This window comes from Acinetobacter sp. ANC 4805 (assembly GCF_022549495.1).
Lineage (GTDB): Bacteria > Pseudomonadota > Gammaproteobacteria > Pseudomonadales > Moraxellaceae > Acinetobacter.
Window position 1 is genome coordinate 173,501 of sequence record NZ_JAKZGD010000006.1, and the last position, 18,165, is coordinate 191,665.

Consider the following 18,165-nt stretch of genomic DNA (forward strand, 5'->3'; position numbering starts at 1 on the left):
AAAAAGCTGAATCAAACAATTTGATTCAGCTTTTTTGTTTTTCACATAAGTATTGGGTATAGCTTAAGCTTTACCAATCAATCCACGTGCAACGATTTCTTTCATAATTTCATTCGTTCCACCATAGATACGTTGGATACGAGCATCAACGAAGAAACGTGAAATTGGATATTCAGTCATATAACCATAACCACCGAATAATTGAAGCAAATTATCTGCTACTTTCATTTGCATGTCCGTACTGAAACTCTTCAATGCCGCCGCAGTTTCAACATCTAACTTGCCTTCATTATATAAAGCCACGTTTTGGTTATAGAAAGCTGCTGTTGCGAGTTCATCAATCTTCGCTTGAGCCAATACGAAACGGGTATTTTGGAATTGCGCAATCGCTTGACCAAATGCTTGACGCTCTTTGACATATTGCGTTGCAATATCAATTGCACCACGAATCGCACCTAAAGCCGTAGATGCAATCGCAGTACGCTCACGCGGTAATTCTTGCATTAAATATGCAAAACCTGAACCAGCATTACCAAGTAATTGGTCTTTAGGTACTTTAACATTATCAAAGAATAATTCTGAGGTATCTTGTGAGTGCAAACCAATTTTATCTAAGTTTGTACCTTTTTTAAAGCCGTCTAAATGCGTGTCAACGAGTAATAAAGACACACCTTTTGCACGTGCTTGAGGATCAGTTTTAACCGCTAGAACGACAACATCCGCATGTTGACCATTTGAGATAAAGGTCTTAGAACCATTCAATAAATAATGATCATCTTGCAAAATTGCACTAGTACGCATTGCTTGTAGGTCAGAACCTGCGCCTGGCTCAGTCATCCCAATTGCACCAACGGCTTCACCAGAAACCATCTTCGGTAACCAGTATTGTTTTTGTTCTTCAGTTCCAATATGTTGGATATAAGGTGCAGCAATTTCTGAATGACATGAAATACCTGTCGATAATGCGCAATAACCAGCACGAGCAGATTCTTCAACCAACATTAATGAGTAATGTGTTGGAACACCATAACCGCCGTATTCCTCTGGTACATCTACACACAGGAAGCCATTTTCACCCAATAATGTCCAAACAGAACGCGGCATAAGCCCTTCACGTTCCCACTGTTCATAATGAGGCGCAATGTGTTCGCTCATAAAACGTTTAAAGTTATCACGGAAGAGTTCCAAATCTGCATCGTAAGCTAACATCTTTAATTTCCTTTCGCTTTCATTTTTCTTAAAAATTTGTATCGCAGCCATGCTAATGATTTTTAGACAAGATGTCATGTTCCGTTTGCATCAAATTACTAGACTGATTCGGTCAATAATTTTATTTATAGCGATTCATCTGACAAAACAATTGCTTAATCATTACACAGCCTTCCTCATTTTTTTACGCTCAACACGCTGCTTTTATGTCATATTAATTCTATTCTTCGCGATGATTTTTACACGACAATGAATACAAAACGAAATATCTATCAAACAGCAGAACATCCCTTTGCTCAATATGTTCGTATTTTAGGTAAAGGCAAAACAGGCTCTCGCTCGCTAAGCTACGAAGAAGCCTACCAAGCGTTTAGTATGATTCTGAAAAATGAAGTACTTGATGTTCAGCTTGGTGCTTTTTTAATGTTGTTACGTGTAAAAGAAGAATCTGTAGATGAACTTGCAGGATTTGTACAAGCAACTCGTGATCATCTCAATTTTGAAGCACTAGATGTTGACTTAGATTGGTCGTCATATGCAGGAAAACGTAAACATTATCCGTGGTTTTTGTTGGCAGCACTCACCTTAGCTCATCACGGTTATAAGGTTGCGATGCATGGTGCATCGGGGCATACGATTAATCGTGTTTATACCGAACAAGTGCTTCAATACTTAGGCTATTCTATTTGTAAAAATGAGCAAGAGGTTCGTGAACAACTTGATCAACATAATTTTGCATTTCTTCCACTTGAAGCCATTTCCCCTGTTCTAAGTGATTTGATTTCACTCCGCAATGTGATGGGTTTACGTTCTCCAATTCATACGCTTGCTCGTTTGATTAATCCATTTAATGCCAAAGCGACCTTACAAGCAATTTTCCACCCTGCTTATCGTACTTCACATCAGCAAACGGCTTTTCGATTGGGCTATCAAAATAGTGCTGTCATTAAAGGTGAAGGTGGTGAGTTTGAACGTAATCCTGATGCTAAGACATTAATTTGCGGTATTAAAAATGGTGAATTGTACGAATACGAACTACCAAAATTGACCCCAGATCGTAGCCCGATTGAAGAAGAGCTTGATCTTGCTGTATTTAAAGCAGTTTGGCTTGGTGAGCAAACGCATGAATATGGAGAAATGGCAGTGATTGAAACGATGGGAATTGCTTTATATACGATGGGTGCTGTAGAAAGTTACGAGGAAGCGATGAATAAAGCGAAAGCGCTTTGGGAAAGTCGATTCTAATCGATATTTTCTGTTTTTCGCTGCATTCTATTAAGAGTGCAGCGAAATAATATCCAGTTATAAATCATCAAAATTTAATCATTTGAGCAGATAAATCAATCAATTCTGAAAATAGATTAATTTAGCTTAAAGAGTTGCTACAGAACTATGAGGCTGGTCTTTATCTTGAGGGCGAAGTTATCTCGATTTGTTTTGAGTTACTCAATTGCCAACTTACTAGAACTCAAATTTGGTCTGTTACACCTGATTGGGTTAAATCTCAAACTATTACACAAATAAAAAATTTTTCAGATGAAGATGAAATTATAAGCTTTGATAGAAAGGACATCCAAACAATTAAAACTGAAATGTTAGAAATCAAGAATTGGTTATCTATACAACGTTTATTGGATGAAATCCAAACAAATACACTTTACACAGGCTCCAAACTACTACAAAAAACATTCAAATAACATTACAGCGAAATATATCAAAAACCAACCGCCTAGCAATACAAATGTCTTGTTAAGCTATTTTTGTTAAAAACCGACTGATAAAAAATTGATATTCATTGTAATCAATCACAAAACCCAGCTATAAATTTCAAAATCGTCGATATGATTCAACTGGCATAAACGGCATTGGTTAAATGCAGTTAGCAATTTTATTTATCCATCATTAAAATTTTGTATGCTTATTAGAGTTAATTTTAGGCGGAAAAATATTATAATGGCTATAGTTAGTGCTTCATCAATCAATATTTTTTCACGGGTTAGAGTAATATAGTTGTTTATCTAACTGCAATAATAATGGCAGTGATGATGTATACAACTTTTAAGAATCAGCAACAAGAGGAAGTACACAGTGAGTAAGAGCGTTCAAGTTGCTATTGTTTACCCATTAATTAAAAGAAATACGTTTTTGGTTTTTACATTCATTATTATGCTATTACTATTTTTTATTGGGTTAATTCTTCCTGAAAAAATTGATTACGATCATGAGGTAAAATATTTTCTCCAAGTTTTTCTTAATCATATTCCTGATCTTAAATATAACGCTTTACATTCAGATTTTCCATCGGTTACCACTATTATTTATTTACTCGTATTAATACTATCGCCAATTTTCGCAATTATATTTTGTTTTACAGAAGGCAATATTGAGGAGGCTAAAAAACAATTACCACCTTCGACATTGAGTAAAGTACTCTTTGTTATAATGGCACTAATCATGTGTCTTTCACCTTATTTTCTTGAGTTGCATTCTTCGAGCAGGAAATATATTTTTATTTCCAAGATAATACAAAAAGAAAGGCTCGCTTTTTTAGTTTATGCAGAAATCATGTTTTTAACATATATAAGTTTTTGGGCTTTTCTCTTGGGTTCTGTAATAATTTTCTTTAAATCAGTACTGAGGAGAAAATAAAGGATAAGAATAACTACTACAAATAGCACTATTGACTATATTCACGCAAACTTATCAGTTTCTTCAGGGTTAACTCCCCCATATCATAATATTATAAGCGTATTGCAAGTTACTATAAAAAATATTCAAATAACATTAAAGCGAAATATATAAAAAACTAACCACCTAGCAATACAAATGTCTTGTTAGGCTATTTTTGTTAAAAACCGACTGATAAAAAAATTTATATTCATTGTAATCAACCACAAGACCCAGCTATAAATTTTCAAATCGTCGATAGGATTGAACTGAGCATAAAAGGCACAACAGAAATTGATCAAAGTGAGTATGTACATCATCCACTCTGAAACCAAGATTGTGCTCTGATTCCGCTTAAATAACAGTAACAATAGAACAGGACAAATAAGAACAACATTTAAGTAAGTTAAATATTCTCCATACATTTGTTATTTTTCTCATTTTATTGATTTAATTATAAAAAAGATGACTTCACAATATAAAGCCACCTTATTCAGGAAAAAATTTAATGATCAAACAAAACGAATCGGCTTAAACTCAGGCTCATTTTTGTGATGATCATCATCACATTCCTCACCTTCTTCTTTCGTACCACGGTCGATATAACCACTACGCTGTTCTTTCGGTAAATTTTCCATTTCCCATGCATATACAGCTTGCATACAAATTTCACGTTGCTCTTTGGTCAATGCAATACCGTTTGGCCATTTCCCAATTTCAACAGCCGTTTTCAGGCGCTCAACAATTTCAGGATTTAAAATAGCGAGCATTTGTTCAATATTCATGAGTCATCCTGTTGAAAAGATTCAAAATCTTGATTCCACCCCAATTTGGTACGACATGCCATATAAAAGTCATAACCAGGTGGATGTAATAAGCTTAGTTTAAACGGATGTTTACGAATATGCACCGTGTCACCAACATTTAATGCAACACTATGTTGTCCATCCGCACTCACCATCGGTAAGACACGATTTTCACGGATGGTAATTTTAACTTCACTTTGTCCACCTACAACAATTGGACGAGATGACAAAGTATGGGGATGCATTGGTACGAGTGCAATCGCATCCATACTTGGATGTAAGATTGGCCCACCACCTGATAGTGAATAAGCTGTCGAGCCTGTTGGCGTCGATACAATTAAACCATCACTGTGCTGACGATAAACGTATTGCCCATCAATACTCAGCTCAAAATCGATCATATGAACCGATTTACCTGAGTGTAACACCACATCATTTAAGGCAATTGCATCATAAATGGTTTCATTATTGGTACGAACTTCCATTTCTAGCAAGAAACGTCGATCGAGTTGAAATTGACCTTGTAGTACCTGATCCAGTTTAAAAATGGCTTCAGCAGGCTTAATGTCGGTTAAAAAACCAAGTCGACCACGGTTAATTCCGATCACTGGCGTGTTATATCTCACCAAAGCACGGGCAGCATGGAGTAATGAGCCATCACCACCAACAACGATCACTAAATCGACTACTTCACCGAGTAAATTGCGGCTCACAGTCTGCCCATAGCTATAAGGTACGAGTTTTGCTGTTTCCTGATCAAAAACGGGATTTAGGCCTAAAGTGATCAAATGATCATGAATTAAACATAACGTTTCTACTACAGAATATTTATCTGGTCGTCCGATTAGACCAATATTTCGAAAGGATTTATGTGAAATTTGCACGAATAACTCAGCTACGTCGCGATTGCTGATATCATATCACTAACAATCAAATTTTCGTTGATGATTGATTAAAAAGTATAAAAATGTCTATTTGTTGTTTTTTTACACGTTTAATGTCAACACATGCTTAATTTTTTTATTGCATGTTGCTATTTATTCACAGTTTTATGATTGCAAATTGCTAATAAGCTATCGCATCATTACCCACATTGTTTCGGTTTAACTCAAATCTATGAAGTGTGAACGTGGTATTGGTTTTCTAGCACTAATTTTTTCAATTTTAGTGATTGGGGTTTTTATTGCCTTTAGTATCTATCTGATCCGTTTAGATAATATTATTCGTAATAAATTTGAGGGTCAGCGTTGGGATATTCCTGCCAAGGTATTTGCTCGTCCATTAGAAATCTATGCAAATGCACCAATTACCCAAGATAATTTTATTCAAGAACTAAAACTATTGGGTTATAAAAATACAACAAACTATGAAAAGTCAGGAAGCTACATCGTTCAAGGTAACCAAATGTATGTACATACACGTGGTTTTGACTACGGCGATAGTAATGAGCCTGAACAAGTACTTGAACTCGCTTTTGTCGAGGGTCAAGTGGGTGAAATACGTTCAACCAAACCGTCTAGCACAGGGATTGCACGTTTAGAACCCTTATTAATTGGTGGTATCTATCCACAGCATAATGAAGACCGTGTACTCATTAAACTGAATAAAGTACCGAAAACACTAATTGAAGCACTTATTTCTACCGAAGATCGTAACTTTTACCGCCACCACGGTATTTCAATTCGTGGTACAGCGCGCGCTTTGGTCAGTAACGCGACAGGCGGTCGCCGCCAAGGCGGTTCAACATTAACGCAACAGTTGGTTAAAAACTTCTATCTCTCACCAGAAAAAACGCTTAAACGTAAAGTCAATGAAGCACTTATGGCTTTATTAATTGAATTGCATTACAGCAAAGATGAAATTTTAGAAGCCTACTTAAATGAAGTAAACTTGGGTCAAAATGGCAGTTACTCGATTAATGGCTATGGTCTCGCTTCACAATTTTATTTTGGCTTGCCTTTAAGTGAATTGAATATTTCGCAACAAGCATTTTTAGTTGGTTTAGTGCAAGGTCCATCGTTATATAACCCTTGGCGTAACCCTGAAGCTGCAAAAAAACGCCGCGATGTCGTATTAAATAATATGATGGTGATGGGCTATTTAAGCGAAGCGGAATACCAAGATGAGATTGCACGTCCTTTAAATATTATCAGTAAACCAACTTTAGGGCCTGCGAAGTTCCCTGATTTCCTTGATGTCGTACGCCGTCAATTACGCACAGAATATCAAGAAAGTGATATTACCAATCAAGGTTTAAAAATCTTTACGACACTTGACCCGATTGCACAAACTCAAGTTCAAAATGCTTTTAAAGATTCTGTTGAACGTTTGGCAAAAGCAAATCCAGCGCGCCTGAAAAATTTACAAGGTGCTGTACTGGTTGCCCACCCTGAAAATGGCGAGCTTGTTGCTGCTGTGGGTTCAACCCAAGACTTTACAGGTTTCAACCGTGCTTTAGATGCTAAACGCCAAGTAGGTTCATTATTGAAACCTATCATTTATTTAAATGCAATTGAGTCTGGGCGTTATACTTGGGCAAGCCCGATTGAAGATAGTGCGGTGAATATTCCTGTTGAGGGTGATAAAAGCTGGACACCAAAAAATTATAGTGGTGGCGAACACGGTGTTGTTCCAATGCAACAAGCCTTGGCAAACTCATACAACCTTTCCGCTGTTCGTCTAGGCAATGAGTTTGGTTTATCTGCATTTACTAATAAATTAAAACAATTTGGCGTCAGTTCCAGTATTCCTGCTTATCCATCTATTTATTTGGGTGCAGTGAATATGTCCCCAATGGAAGTGCTTGGCATATATGGTAACTTTGCAACAGGTGGTTTCAAGTATCCTCCTCGTTCTATTCGTACTGTCGTTGATGCACAAGGACATTTACTCGAACGTTACAGTTTAAACGTTCAACAAACCATTGACCCTGCTGCTGCCTATATTTTGAATTATGGTCTACAGCAAGTTATGCGTTCTGGTACAGGTCGATCGGCTTATAGCAGCTTGCCTGAAACTTTGAATTTAGCAGGTAAATCAGGCACAACCAACGATACACGTGACTCATGGTTTGCTGGTTACTCAGGCAATCATGTGGCTGTTGTGTGGTTAGGTCTCGATGACAACAAAGTGACTGGGCTAACAGGTTCTTCGGGTGCATTACCTGTATGGACCAATGTTATGAAACAACTACGCCAACAACCTGTTAATCTGCGTCAAACAGACAATGTGGAATGGCAATGGATTGACAGTGCAACTGGTGATCTATCTGCTCAAGGTTGTGATGGCGCGATGTACATCCCTCTACTTCGACAAACTGTACCTCGTCGTGTGACAACATGTGGTCAATCACATTATGGGGTTGAGCCTACCAATATCCCATCAGCGGAAGATATGCCAAACGACAGCAACAATGATGGTAACACCAATTATATTAGAGAAAGTGAAAACCAAATGGATGCAGATTTATCTAATCATAACCCAACACGCGTAATTTCCAGCGGTAGTTATAGCGGTGAAAATTAAGTTACAAGGATGATTGGACATGATTAAGAAAGTAACGATGGTAGTTGGGGTATTGCTGCTCGTAGGTTGTACTTCTGCTCCTCCGCCAAAAAATAAAAAAGTGGTCATCAAATTAGGTGAGCCACCAACTACGACGAACACGCAGAAAAAGAAAACTGCACCACCAGCGTCGAATGTAAAAATTACGCCATATGAGCAAAAGGAAATAAAGCGACAAAATGTACCAGTAGTTGTACCTGAACAGAAAGTTCAGCAAAAGTTCAATGATGGCAGCCAACTTCCTGCTTTTCGAACATTGATGCAAAAAACCCAAGTAGCTTATAAACAGCAGCAACTTGCTGAAGCAGAACGTTATGCGCTTCAAGCACAACGTATTGCTCCACAAGCCACAGAAACTTACTTGTATTTAGCATTAATTGCAGACCAACGTAAGCAATATGCAAATGCGGAAGCGTTAGCACGCCGTGGTTTAAGCTATGCACAAAGCAACTCGATGAAAAAACAGCTTTGGTTAATTGTAATGCGTGCAAGCGAAGCTCGTAATCATCCAGTAAAAGCCCAAGAAGCTAAAAAAGCCATTCAGGCACTGTAAAACTAAATCAATCAATTGAACTAAATTGACGGATTCCTGCAAGCCCATAAGCATGATGTTTTTGGGCTTGTTCTAAATTTTCAGGTGCAACACCACCTAAAGCAAAGACTGGAATATCACTATGCTTTGCTAACTCAGCAAAATCATCCCATCCTAAAACTTTTGCATTAGGATGCGTTTCAGTCGCATTGACAGGGCTTAAAAATACCGCATCACAGCCAATATGATGTGCATGTTGTAGTGAAACTGCATCATGGCATGCTGCAATAAAACGTTTCCCGATGACTAACTCACCTTTGTTCAACCCCATCAATTGGGACTGTTTAAGATGAATCGTATCAATTTTGGCTTGTAATGCTGTATTCAGCTCTCGCCAAAGATCAATATTGAGTATCAATTTTTGTCGCTGAGCATCATTTAAAGTGCTCAACTGCTGTTCAATTTTTTCGATTTCACCTGTTTGCACACGCCAATACAATTGGGCATTACTTTGAGGTAAAGCATCAATTTGATCATTAATCTTGATCAAATGAGACCAGATTAAACGTTGCAAAATCACAGCATTCGCCTTAGGAAAATTTAAGCTAGCGAGTTGATCACGATGATACCAAGCCCAAGGTTGGTGAATTTGATTAAGCAATTCATCAGGCACATAGGCATGAAATAAATGTAAATTGACAATGATGTCATCATATTCATGCTGAATCATGTCAAACATGTGCCAATCTTTTAGACCAATACCAACTTCTTCATAAATTTCTCTACGGCAGGCTTGTTCAGGTGTTTCACCCTGCTCAACTTTCCCCCCTGGAAATTCATGTTTATTGCCTTGATGTTGATTTGCTTGTCGCCACCCCACCAATACTTTGGACTTATGTAATAAAATTGCGATTGCAACATCAACTATAGCTTTTGCCATAACAGTCTAAAATCCCACATCTTTTCATAACAATTCTAAGTAATTTGCAAACTAATTCACATGACAAAAAACAAAATTAATAAATGATTTTGTAAATTCTTAAAATTTACGTTGACAGGTCTATTCGATAATGATTATCATTTAAAACATTAAAAAACACACCACGGAGCATAACAAATGAACGCACCATTTAACTTATTTACTCGTAGTACAGACGCAGCTCAATCGTTACCAATGCTGCATTCCAACAACCTTTTTGCTTTAGGTCGTGAAATCCGCATTATGCATGCTGGCGAAGAATATCGCCTACGCCTAACTCGTAATAATCGCCTGATTTTAACGAAGTAATATAATAACAACCGCATAATAATAAACGTGGGAATAGCAGTATGTCAGCGCATACTGCTTTTTTTATTTTCTCAAATTAAGTCAATGCCAGTCGAATCCTCACACTTAGACCACCATGCTGAGATTGTAAAAACGTGATTTTCCCATGATGCAATTCGATGATTTTTGTACAAATTGACAACCCTAAACCTGAACCTTGTGTCTTTGTACCTAAAGCACGATAAAAACGTTCACCCAGCCGTTCAAACACTGCTTCATTTAACCCACGCCCTTCATTTTCAATGATAAGCTCCAAGTCCTGTTGCTGCCTTAGGATGATATAGACATGTCCATGTTCTGGCGTATATCGAATCGCATTGTCCATAATATTGCGGATACAGGTAAAGATTAACTGTTGATTGGCAATAATCGTGTGATTTTCATCTGTCATAGACTGTAGATGGAATTGAATCGACTTTTGATTTGCAAATAAATGCAAAGCCTGTACAGCTTCATCAAGCACAACATGCAAATTAACCTGTGTTTTGGGTAAATTTTCAGCATGCTCTGGGTCTAAACGTGCCAATAAAAGTAAGTTTTCTAGTATCTGAATCCCTCGACTCACATCATGCTGCATTTGCGTAAAATCTACTGCATGCTCAGGATATTTACGCTGTAAAAGCTGTAAGCGCATTTGAATCGCAGACAAAGGAGAACGTAGCTCATGTGAAGCATCAGCAGTAAAGCGTTGCTCCGCTTGTAAAGATTGATCTAAACGATGTAATAAATGATTGAGCTGCCCTAGCATCGGTTGTAACTCTTTCAGTTCAACCTCACTCGATTGAATGGGGCTCAGATCATCTGCACTTTTTGCTGATATTTCTGCTGCTAATTGGTGAATTACTTTAAATTGACGCTTAATCAAGAAATGTACAATGATCCATTGTAATAGCCAAACCATTAATAGGATAAATAAATAGCTCAGAAAACTATGCATTAACTCATCAAATCGCTCATCAAATGGTTGCAATAGCATGACTTGCAATTGTGAATCTGCCTCATCGGTTGTATAACTTCGCCATAATCTATGATCCTGCCAAATCAAGCCATAATAATCAGTAGTTTTAAAGATGAGCTTGTAATACGATTGATCAAGCTGAAAATTTTCTGACTGCGTTAATATCTGTTGTTGGTTACTTAAACGGTATCGAATATCAAATTGATCACTTAATTCATCTATTTGGTGCCCAGATGTTTTGCTTAAGTCAGCGATCAGCAACATATCAGAAATCTCATCCATGATTTCATCTTGTACTTGCATGGTTTGATATATTGAAATCAGCACGAATAAAAGTAATGCAATACAACCTGCAACGATTGAACTCAGCAACGAGGTCTTTACCAATTTGGTCTGTAATGACACGACTTTCATGCTGTTATTCCTGATGCATTCGATAACCTAAACCACGAATCGTTTTGATGTATTGTCCACCAATTTTTTTGCGAATTTGATAGATAAAAACTTCAATCGCATTGCTTTCAATTTCCTCGCCCCATGCATACAGCGACTCTTCAAGTTGCTCTCTTGTCAAAACATGATCGGGCTTTTGCATCAGTTTATGTAAAATCTGAAACTCTTTGGCAGTGAGGTTGATCAACTGCCCTGCTTTGGTCAGGGTTTTCGCTTGTGGATCGAGTTGTAAATCTGAAAAACTCAAATACTGCCCAGCTTGTGCTTGATGCTGACGTAACTGTGAACGAACTCGTGCCGATAATTCTTCTAAGTTAAATGGCTTCACCAAATAATCATTTGCACCTAAGTCCAAACCTTCAACTCGGTCATAGATATGATCTTTAGCCGTAATAAAAATGACGGGAGTTTGGGTATTCTGACGACGAACTATTTTAAGGATTTCATCACCAGAGGCATGGGGTAAACCACGATCTAACAAGATACAATCATACTGGTGCTGTTCTACTGCTAAAATCGCATGATCGCCACGCTCAACCCAATCAACACTATAACCATCCATTTCTAGCCAGTCTTTAAGACTTTCTGCCTGAGAAACATCATCTTCCGCCAATAATATCCGCATAAAATAATCCTCTCATTTGAGCATTCAAATTTACCTTTAAATACCCTACACGTAAAAAACCACATGTTGTTCATGTGGTTTTGTAAAAAATTACGACTTAGAACTGTACTTGATCGACATCAACTTCGACACGTTTGGTTGGTTTATAGTCAATATCAATTTCACCGATAATCGTCACGGGTGTTTTCGCTGATACAGGTTTACCTTGCCATAAATCATCATCAATATCGACCGTGATCATGCCTGTTTGATCACTAAACTGATATTTTTCATCACCAACTGCTTTTACGACATAGCCTTTAAGTTTAACGGGCGTATCATCTCTTAAAGTCAAAGCTTGTTTTACTGTCGTCATGGACGGTGCTAAGGCTTGTTGATTTACTGCACCAGTATTAGCCACAGCAAAAGTGGTTGCACCAATCAAACTCGCAATTACTGCAACTTTAGAAAAAGTATTCATATTCATGCCCTCATCATTATTTCGATATAGTCATTAAAACAAATGAAGATGAGGTGAATCTGAAGATCTATCATTTTAACTTAACGGCACTACACGGAGTACCTCTTCTAACGTCGTCGCACCTTCAATGACTTTACGCGCACCCGCAATACGCAATGGCTCAACACCTTCTTTCTTTGCTTGAGCCTTTAAATCATTTAACGTGCCATGCGCACTAATAATAGATTTTAACTCTAGGCTGACAGGCATAAATTCATAGATACCCACACGACCTTTATAGCCCGTATGACGGCATGCTTCGCATCCTACAGCCTTATACATCGTGGTTGGCATATCCATCATATAATCAAAAGTAAGATGTCCCCATTCTTGTTCGTTAATTGCTGTTTCTTGCTTACAAAGTGGACAAAGTCGACGCACCAACCGTTGTGCTAAAACACCTAAAATCGTCGCCGCAGTTAAAAATGGCTGTACCCCCAAATCATGTAATCGAGTAAGACTCGAAGGTGCATCATTGGTATGTAAAGTCGAGAGAACCAAATGCCCCGTTAAAGCAGCCTGAATTGCCATATTTGCGGTGTCGTGATCACGAATCTCACCCACCATAATAATGTCAGGGTCTTGACGCATCAGCGCGCGTACACCATCAGCAAAACCAAGTTCAATATTTGGATTGACCTGCATCTGGTTAAAGCTCGGCTCCAACATTTCAATCGGATCTTCAATGGTACAAACATTGACTTGTTCAGTTGCCAATTGCTTTAAAGACGAATATAACGTTGTGGTTTTACCTGAACCTGTTGGCCCCGTCACCAAAATAATACCGTGGCTATGCTGTGTCAGTTGCTGCCAACTTTGTAATAAATGCCCTTCAAATCCTAATTGCTGAAAACTACGCACTAATACTTCAGGATCAAAAATACGCATGACCAACTTTTCACCAAAGGCGGTTGGCAGCGTAGAAAGACGTAATTCCGTTTCTTGACCTTTAGGTGTACGTGTTTTTAAACGTCCATCTTGAGGCTTGCGCTTTTCCGCAACATTCATACGACCTAAGATTTTAATACGGGAAATCACCGCCATAAGTGTATTGGCTGGCATGTTATAAATGGTATGTAACACACCATCAATACGGAAACGAACCTTACCCTTATCTTTACGAGGCTCTAAATGAATATCACTTGCCCCTTGTTCAAAGGCAAATTGCAACACCCAATCCACCAGTTTCACAATATGCTGATCATTCGCATCAGGGTTTTGTGTATCACCTAATTGTAATAAGGCTTCAACGCCCTTATTTTCACGATCATATACACTCGCATTTTGCGATGAGCTTACTGCACGGCTGACTTGATAATATTCGACTAAATAGCGTTGTAATTGCTCAGGATTTAATAAAACTCTTTCAATCTTTTTAGGTGCTAAACTACGTTCTAAGTTATTTTGCCACTCTGTGATAAATGGCTGATCCGTACCAATCAAAATACGGTCAACACTAACTTCAACAGCCAATATACGGTTTCTGACCGCAAATTCCTGCGACATCACACTGGTCAATGCCGTCACATCTGCTTTTAAAGGGTCGATGACAAATAATGGGACTTCAGCTTTCTCAGCCAACCACTGGCATAAACGATTTACAGTTAAGGTCGAAGCAACATTCAATTGATCTTTTAAATTGAAATGACCGACCCACTGCAACGGATGCCATTTCAACTGATCTTTTTGACGATGTGTTGTTTGAATTAACAACTTATCTCTTTCTGTAATACGACCATCTTTTAATAATTGTTCTAAGCACCAAGTTACATCAACCGTAAAAGAAAAGTTTGCAAATTTTGTCTGAGCTTGCATAACCGTCAGTTCCCCCAATTCATTGCGAATTTATATTTCTTAGATTATTGATTCGACTCTACAGCAATAACTGTGACGTTGTTTTCATCCACTGTAAACCGAATATTTAATTCCGCAAAACACATTCCATAGACTCGCTCAATATCATTTTGATAAGCAGGTCGAGGGTCTAAAGATAACACTTGTTCAAGTTCATCTAATATCTTTTTATTCAAAATCCCAAGCTTTAGAAGATGTTGTTGCTGTAATTGTGCAGTTTCCATCCAGATCACCATTTTGCGTATGGGTTCATCTTGAGCATAGCCACTCACAGAATCCGCAATTGCATCTGAATATTGGATGTAGGGTTTAATATCTAAAATTGGTGTCCCATTTAATAAGTCACTGCCCGTGACATATAAACGAACCGATTTCCCATGCTTTTCAACTCGAACAAAGCGAACCACGGATAAACCGATTGGAGATGGGCGATACATGCTTCTTGTTGCAAAAACACCGACTTTTTGGTTTCCGCCCAAGCGTGGTGGACGCACCTGTGAACGAAATTTAGGCTCTTGATTCAATGTGTTGGTATTATTTTTATTATCATGAAACTGCCACAACAACCATAAATGACTAAAATCCTCAATTCCCTCAAATGCTAAAACATCGTTATAAGGTTCGACCATCTCTATATAAGACTCGATTTGCACTAAATTTGGCTGCCTTGGGATACCAAATTTTTCACGATAAGGAGAATACATATAACCGATGATCGGCATGACTACAGAGCTATTCATCACTTTTTCTTATAAACACAATTAAATATATTCAGTTTATAGGGAATGATTTTAGATTAGAATAGCAACCTGTTTCTTTTAACTGTGATCGAGACCTTTAATGGCTGCTTTTAACGTTGAACGCATTACTCATGTTCACCACTGGAATGACACACTTTTCAGTTTTAAAACGACACGCGATACAAGCTTACGTTTTAAAAATGGTCAGTTTGTTATGATCGGGCTTGAAGTGAATGGTAAGCCTTTAATGCGTGCTTATTCGATTGCGAGTGCGAATTATGAAGAAGAACTCGAATTCTTCTCGATTAAAGTACAAGATGGTCCACTAACTTCTATCTTACAAAAAGTACAAGTGGGCGACGAAATCCTTATTTCTAAAAAACCTACGGGTACTCTCGTACACGATGATTTATTACCAGGTAAAAACTTATATCTTTTATCTTCTGGTACAGGATTAGCACCATTCCTTTCTTTACTTCGTGACCCAGAAACTTACGAAAAGTTTGAAAAGGTCATTATGGTTCACGGTACACGTTATGTATCTGAACTTGCTTATCAAGACCTGATTCTGAATGAACTTCCGAGCAATGAGTTTTTCGAAGAGTTAGGAATTAAAGACAAGCTTGTTTATTATCCAACCGTAACACGTGAACCTTTCCACACTCAAGGTCGTGTAACAACGGCAATCGAATCAGGCGAACTGTTTGAAAAGATAGGTTTACCTCGTTTCAACCGTGAAACTGACCGCGCAATGCTTTGTGGTAGCCCTGCTTTCCTAAAAGATGTTGCTGCTTTACTTGACCAACATGGTTTAGTTGAATCCCCTCGTATGGGCGTAATGGGTGATTATGTTATTGAACGTGCATTTGTTGAAAAATAAACGTAAATAACTATAAAAGAAACCGAGGTGATCCCTCGGTTTCTTTTTATCTGTTTAAAATCGTTATTTAATTTCAAATATTTTTATTCTAAATAAATTATTTAGAAAATCTAAAAATAAGAATTATGCAGCATCTAAATTAATCAACCTCTCAATATAATACCAACACTCTTCTATCTGTGTATGATCTTTGTTTACTTTTGCATAAGCAGTCATACCATCTAAAATATTAATGTACATTGCTGTCAGTACATGTGGTTGAAATACTTTTGCTTTCTCAAACAATCCTTCAAGTAATTGCATCAACCATTCTCTATATTCCATGATTGGTCGAATAATGGACGGATATTGCTGTAATACTTCAAGTGATGCTTTCTGAAACATACAACCATGAAAATCATCAGAGTTAAACCAAGCTAAGTGCCAAAAATATACTGCTTTAATTTTTCCTAAATAATCCTCTTCTTTCTGTAGACTAATTTCTTGTTGAATTGCAGCTTGAATACTTTGATTACGACGAGACAAACACTCCTCTATCAGGTTCTCTTTTGAAGGAAAGTACTTATAAAAGGTCATCTTGGCAACACCAGACTCGCTAATGATTCGATCCACTCCGACTGAACTATAGTTATAGCGGTTAAAGAGATTTAGAGCCGTTATAATAATATCTTCTTTTTTTGACATTTTATTATCCTTTTAGAATTTTATCAAAGAACTTAATTAATTATTTAGACATAGTTAAATGCTGGATAATTTCTGGCACCCATGCTTATTTATATAAAGCGTATTATAAAAAATTAAAATCTTTTCTTATATGCCCTCCCTTATAAATTAAGCAAAAACCATTTCAGAAACAAGTTTATTTGTAAAAAAAAATTTCTATTTTAAAAAAATTAAAATATATCGTGAAGTATATCACTTTTTCATTCAAGTTAAGTTAATTAATAATCTCTATCATGATTTTTTAGCCTGTTTAATAAATTGATTTCACAAAAAATTCATTTTATATTTATGCAATCCAATAAAAAGATATTTGGTTGAACTAATAGTTATTCAAAAGCAGCCAAAGAAATTCGAAATTATATAATTGGAAAAGCTATAATATTAATTCATTGAGTAGAAGACTATGCCAAAAAAATTCGAATGTTTTAACAGCCCTAGACAGAAAGCTATAGACGGAATGAAGAATAGTATTTCTGAAGAATTATGGAACAAGAACCTGAACTTTCTGAAAGAGTTGCGAGCAGAAATTTCAAACCATCCTGTTTCGACCCATCCAGCCATTCAACTTCTAAATGATGGTGTGATTGACAAAGAAACCTTGAAGCACATTCATCTAGAATACCGCCATGCAATTGTTCAGGTATTTACGGATGCATTGCTCATGGCACAGTTTCAGACCAAACAACTAGAACCTCGCCTACTATCAGGTTCTAAGATGTATCCTCGCTTTTTACTTAATCTCAATATATTAGATGAGTTTGGTTTCCGTCCAGGACTTGATCAAGACGGCTATTATTCTGGAAATCCAGAGTATGCACATTATCCACTCTTTGAAGATGTACTTGATGATTTTGAGTTGAGCCAATCTGAACGTAATGACTATCAACCTTCGATCATTGCTCAGCAAGTACGTAATTATTTAGAAGAATCTTTCGATCGTTATCAAGTCGTTTCTGCTTTACTTGCGGTTGCGGAAGAAGAAGTCATTTTATTTAGCCCAGCACTTCGTCAAGCAACCAATGCGGTCGGTTTTGATGTTGATAGTGGCTATTACTATGTTCACGGTGTATCACATGATGAAACTGCAGAAGCTGCAGATGACGATCATGAAGATGATTTATGGTTTGTGCTCGCTCAAGCATGTGTTGAATCAGATTACAGTGCAATTCGCAAAATCTGCTTAGAATACTGTGATCTATGGCAGCAATTTTGGGATGAACAAATTGCTTACCAATATGAAACGTATAAAAAACGGGCTTAATTTCTCAAAAAAAGCCATCTCGAAGTTTCAACTGGAGATGGCTTTTTTATTTACAGATTAAAAGGTT

The 18,165-nt window shown here is 37.3% G+C and carries 18 protein-coding genes; 8 read left to right on the forward strand and 10 right to left on the reverse strand.

Going from position 1 to position 18,165, the window contains the following annotated elements:
- Positions 1–63: 63 nt before the first annotated feature.
- On the reverse strand, positions 64–1,209 hold the full coding sequence (locus MMP60_RS10105) for an acyl-CoA dehydrogenase family protein (RefSeq protein WP_241336137.1): 1,146 nt from the start codon (positions 1,207–1,209) through the stop codon (positions 64–66).
- Positions 1,210–1,458: 249 nt separating this feature from the next.
- On the opposite strand from MMP60_RS10105, the gene MMP60_RS10110 reads away from it, so the two are divergent.
- From MMP60_RS10110 to MMP60_RS10120, 3 genes are all read left to right on the forward strand, one after another.
- On the forward strand, positions 1,459–2,454 hold the full coding sequence (locus tag MMP60_RS10110) for a glycosyl transferase family protein (protein ID WP_241336138.1): 996 nt from the start codon (positions 1,459–1,461) through the stop codon (positions 2,452–2,454).
- A 134-nt stretch (positions 2,455–2,588) separates the two neighbouring features.
- Complete coding sequence (locus tag MMP60_RS10115; RefSeq protein WP_241336139.1) at positions 2,589–2,906, forward strand: hypothetical protein; 318 nt, start codon at positions 2,589–2,591, stop codon at positions 2,904–2,906.
- A 391-nt stretch (positions 2,907–3,297) separates the two neighbouring features.
- The gene (locus MMP60_RS10120; protein WP_241336140.1) at positions 3,298–3,858 is read left to right on the forward strand and encodes a hypothetical protein; all 561 of its coding nucleotides are present in this window, start codon (positions 3,298–3,300) and stop codon (positions 3,856–3,858) included.
- A gap of 530 nt (positions 3,859–4,388) precedes the next feature.
- On the opposite strand, the gene MMP60_RS10125 is transcribed toward MMP60_RS10120, so the two are convergent.
- Together MMP60_RS10125 and MMP60_RS10130 are read right to left on the reverse strand one after the other, a co-directional pair.
- The gene (locus MMP60_RS10125) at positions 4,389–4,661 is read right to left on the reverse strand and encodes a DUF1315 family protein (RefSeq protein ID WP_005159772.1); all 273 of its coding nucleotides are present in this window, start codon (positions 4,659–4,661) and stop codon (positions 4,389–4,391) included.
- Entirely contained in the window at positions 4,658–5,566 is a 909-nt protein-coding gene (locus MMP60_RS10130) for an NAD(+) kinase (protein ID WP_241336141.1), read from the reverse strand. The genes MMP60_RS10125 and MMP60_RS10130 overlap by 4 nt, the downstream gene beginning before the upstream one ends.
- Before the next feature lie 232 nt (positions 5,567–5,798).
- Between MMP60_RS10130 and mrcB the strand changes: the two genes are divergently transcribed.
- Together mrcB and MMP60_RS10140 are read left to right on the forward strand one after the other, a co-directional pair.
- Entirely contained in the window at positions 5,799–8,207 is a 2,409-nt protein-coding gene (gene mrcB, locus MMP60_RS10135) for a penicillin-binding protein 1B (RefSeq protein ID WP_241336142.1), read from the forward strand.
- 19 nt (positions 8,208–8,226) lie between these two features.
- Positions 8,227–8,799: a tetratricopeptide repeat protein gene (locus tag MMP60_RS10140; protein WP_241336143.1), complete on the forward strand. Its 573-nt coding sequence runs from the start codon at positions 8,227–8,229 to the stop codon at positions 8,797–8,799.
- A gap of 7 nt (positions 8,800–8,806) precedes the next feature.
- Here MMP60_RS10140 and MMP60_RS10145 read toward each other — a convergent pair whose 3' ends face one another.
- Complete coding sequence (locus tag MMP60_RS10145) at positions 8,807–9,718, reverse strand: thiamine phosphate synthase (protein WP_241336144.1); 912 nt, start codon at positions 9,716–9,718, stop codon at positions 8,807–8,809.
- A 177-nt stretch (positions 9,719–9,895) separates the two neighbouring features.
- Here MMP60_RS10145 and MMP60_RS10150 point away from each other — a divergent pair, with 177 nt between their 5' ends.
- Entirely contained in the window at positions 9,896–10,066 is a 171-nt protein-coding gene (locus MMP60_RS10150) for a hemin uptake protein HemP (RefSeq protein ID WP_004661888.1), read from the forward strand.
- A 76-nt stretch (positions 10,067–10,142) separates the two neighbouring features.
- On the opposite strand, the gene MMP60_RS10155 is transcribed toward MMP60_RS10150, so the two are convergent.
- From MMP60_RS10155 to tsaA, 5 genes are all read right to left on the reverse strand, one after another.
- Entirely contained in the window at positions 10,143–11,477 is a 1,335-nt protein-coding gene (locus MMP60_RS10155; protein ID WP_241336145.1) for an ATP-binding protein, read from the reverse strand.
- Between the two features lie 4 nt (positions 11,478–11,481).
- On the reverse strand, positions 11,482–12,141 hold the full coding sequence (locus MMP60_RS10160; RefSeq protein ID WP_241336146.1) for a response regulator transcription factor: 660 nt from the start codon (positions 12,139–12,141) through the stop codon (positions 11,482–11,484).
- A gap of 97 nt (positions 12,142–12,238) precedes the next feature.
- The gene (locus MMP60_RS10165; protein ID WP_241336147.1) at positions 12,239–12,601 is read right to left on the reverse strand and encodes a NirD/YgiW/YdeI family stress tolerance protein; all 363 of its coding nucleotides are present in this window, start codon (positions 12,599–12,601) and stop codon (positions 12,239–12,241) included.
- 75 nt (positions 12,602–12,676) lie between these two features.
- Positions 12,677–14,455, reverse strand: coding sequence for a GspE/PulE family protein (locus MMP60_RS10170; RefSeq protein WP_241336148.1), 1,779 nt, complete (start codon positions 14,453–14,455; stop codon positions 12,677–12,679).
- 44 nt (positions 14,456–14,499) lie between these two features.
- Complete coding sequence (gene tsaA / locus MMP60_RS10175; RefSeq protein WP_241336149.1) at positions 14,500–15,234, reverse strand: tRNA (N6-threonylcarbamoyladenosine(37)-N6)-methyltransferase TrmO; 735 nt, start codon at positions 15,232–15,234, stop codon at positions 14,500–14,502.
- A gap of 100 nt (positions 15,235–15,334) precedes the next feature.
- Here tsaA and MMP60_RS10180 point away from each other — a divergent pair, with 100 nt between their 5' ends.
- Complete coding sequence (locus tag MMP60_RS10180; protein ID WP_241336150.1) at positions 15,335–16,114, forward strand: ferredoxin--NADP reductase; 780 nt, start codon at positions 15,335–15,337, stop codon at positions 16,112–16,114.
- Between the two features lie 123 nt (positions 16,115–16,237).
- On the opposite strand, the gene MMP60_RS10185 is transcribed toward MMP60_RS10180, so the two are convergent.
- Positions 16,238–16,798 carry a TetR/AcrR family transcriptional regulator gene (locus tag MMP60_RS10185; protein ID WP_241336151.1) on the reverse strand — a complete coding sequence of 187 codons (561 nt, stop codon included), beginning with the start codon at positions 16,796–16,798 and terminating at the stop codon, positions 16,238–16,240.
- 442 nt (positions 16,799–17,240) lie between these two features.
- On the opposite strand from MMP60_RS10185, the gene MMP60_RS10190 reads away from it, so the two are divergent.
- The gene (locus tag MMP60_RS10190; RefSeq protein WP_241336152.1) at positions 17,241–18,098 is read left to right on the forward strand and encodes a hypothetical protein; all 858 of its coding nucleotides are present in this window, start codon (positions 17,241–17,243) and stop codon (positions 18,096–18,098) included.
- The last annotated feature ends 67 nt before the right edge of the window (positions 18,099–18,165 follow it).

What these genes read in the sequence shown, in the direction of transcription:
- MMP60_RS10105 (WP_241336137.1), bottom strand. Translation starts at nt 1,209, where the DNA reads ATGTTAGCTTACGATGCAGATTTGGAACTCTTCCGTGATAACTTTAAA.
- MMP60_RS10110 (WP_241336138.1), top strand. Translation starts at nt 1,459, where the DNA reads ATGAATACAAAACGAAATATCTATCAAACAGCAGAACATCCCTTTGCT.
- MMP60_RS10125 (WP_005159772.1), bottom strand. Translation starts at nt 4,661, where the DNA reads ATGAATATTGAACAAATGCTCGCTATTTTAAATCCTGAAATTGTTGAG.
- mrcB (WP_241336142.1), top strand. Translation starts at nt 5,799, where the DNA reads ATGAAGTGTGAACGTGGTATTGGTTTTCTAGCACTAATTTTTTCAATT.
- MMP60_RS10140 (WP_241336143.1), top strand. Translation starts at nt 8,227, where the DNA reads ATGATTAAGAAAGTAACGATGGTAGTTGGGGTATTGCTGCTCGTAGGT.
- MMP60_RS10145 (WP_241336144.1), bottom strand. Translation starts at nt 9,718, where the DNA reads ATGGCAAAAGCTATAGTTGATGTTGCAATCGCAATTTTATTACATAAG.
- MMP60_RS10150 (WP_004661888.1), top strand. Translation starts at nt 9,896, where the DNA reads ATGAACGCACCATTTAACTTATTTACTCGTAGTACAGACGCAGCTCAA.
- MMP60_RS10155 (WP_241336145.1), bottom strand. Translation starts at nt 11,477, where the DNA reads ATGAAAGTCGTGTCATTACAGACCAAATTGGTAAAGACCTCGTTGCTG.
- MMP60_RS10160 (WP_241336146.1), bottom strand. Translation starts at nt 12,141, where the DNA reads ATGCGGATATTATTGGCGGAAGATGATGTTTCTCAGGCAGAAAGTCTT.
- MMP60_RS10165 (WP_241336147.1), bottom strand. Translation starts at nt 12,601, where the DNA reads ATGAATACTTTTTCTAAAGTTGCAGTAATTGCGAGTTTGATTGGTGCA.
- MMP60_RS10170 (WP_241336148.1), bottom strand. Translation starts at nt 14,455, where the DNA reads ATGCAAGCTCAGACAAAATTTGCAAACTTTTCTTTTACGGTTGATGTA.
- tsaA (WP_241336149.1), bottom strand. Translation starts at nt 15,234, where the DNA reads ATGAATAGCTCTGTAGTCATGCCGATCATCGGTTATATGTATTCTCCT.
- MMP60_RS10180 (WP_241336150.1), top strand. Translation starts at nt 15,335, where the DNA reads ATGGCTGCTTTTAACGTTGAACGCATTACTCATGTTCACCACTGGAAT.
- MMP60_RS10185 (WP_241336151.1), bottom strand. Translation starts at nt 16,798, where the DNA reads ATGTCAAAAAAAGAAGATATTATTATAACGGCTCTAAATCTCTTTAAC.
- MMP60_RS10190 (WP_241336152.1), top strand. Translation starts at nt 17,241, where the DNA reads ATGCCAAAAAAATTCGAATGTTTTAACAGCCCTAGACAGAAAGCTATA.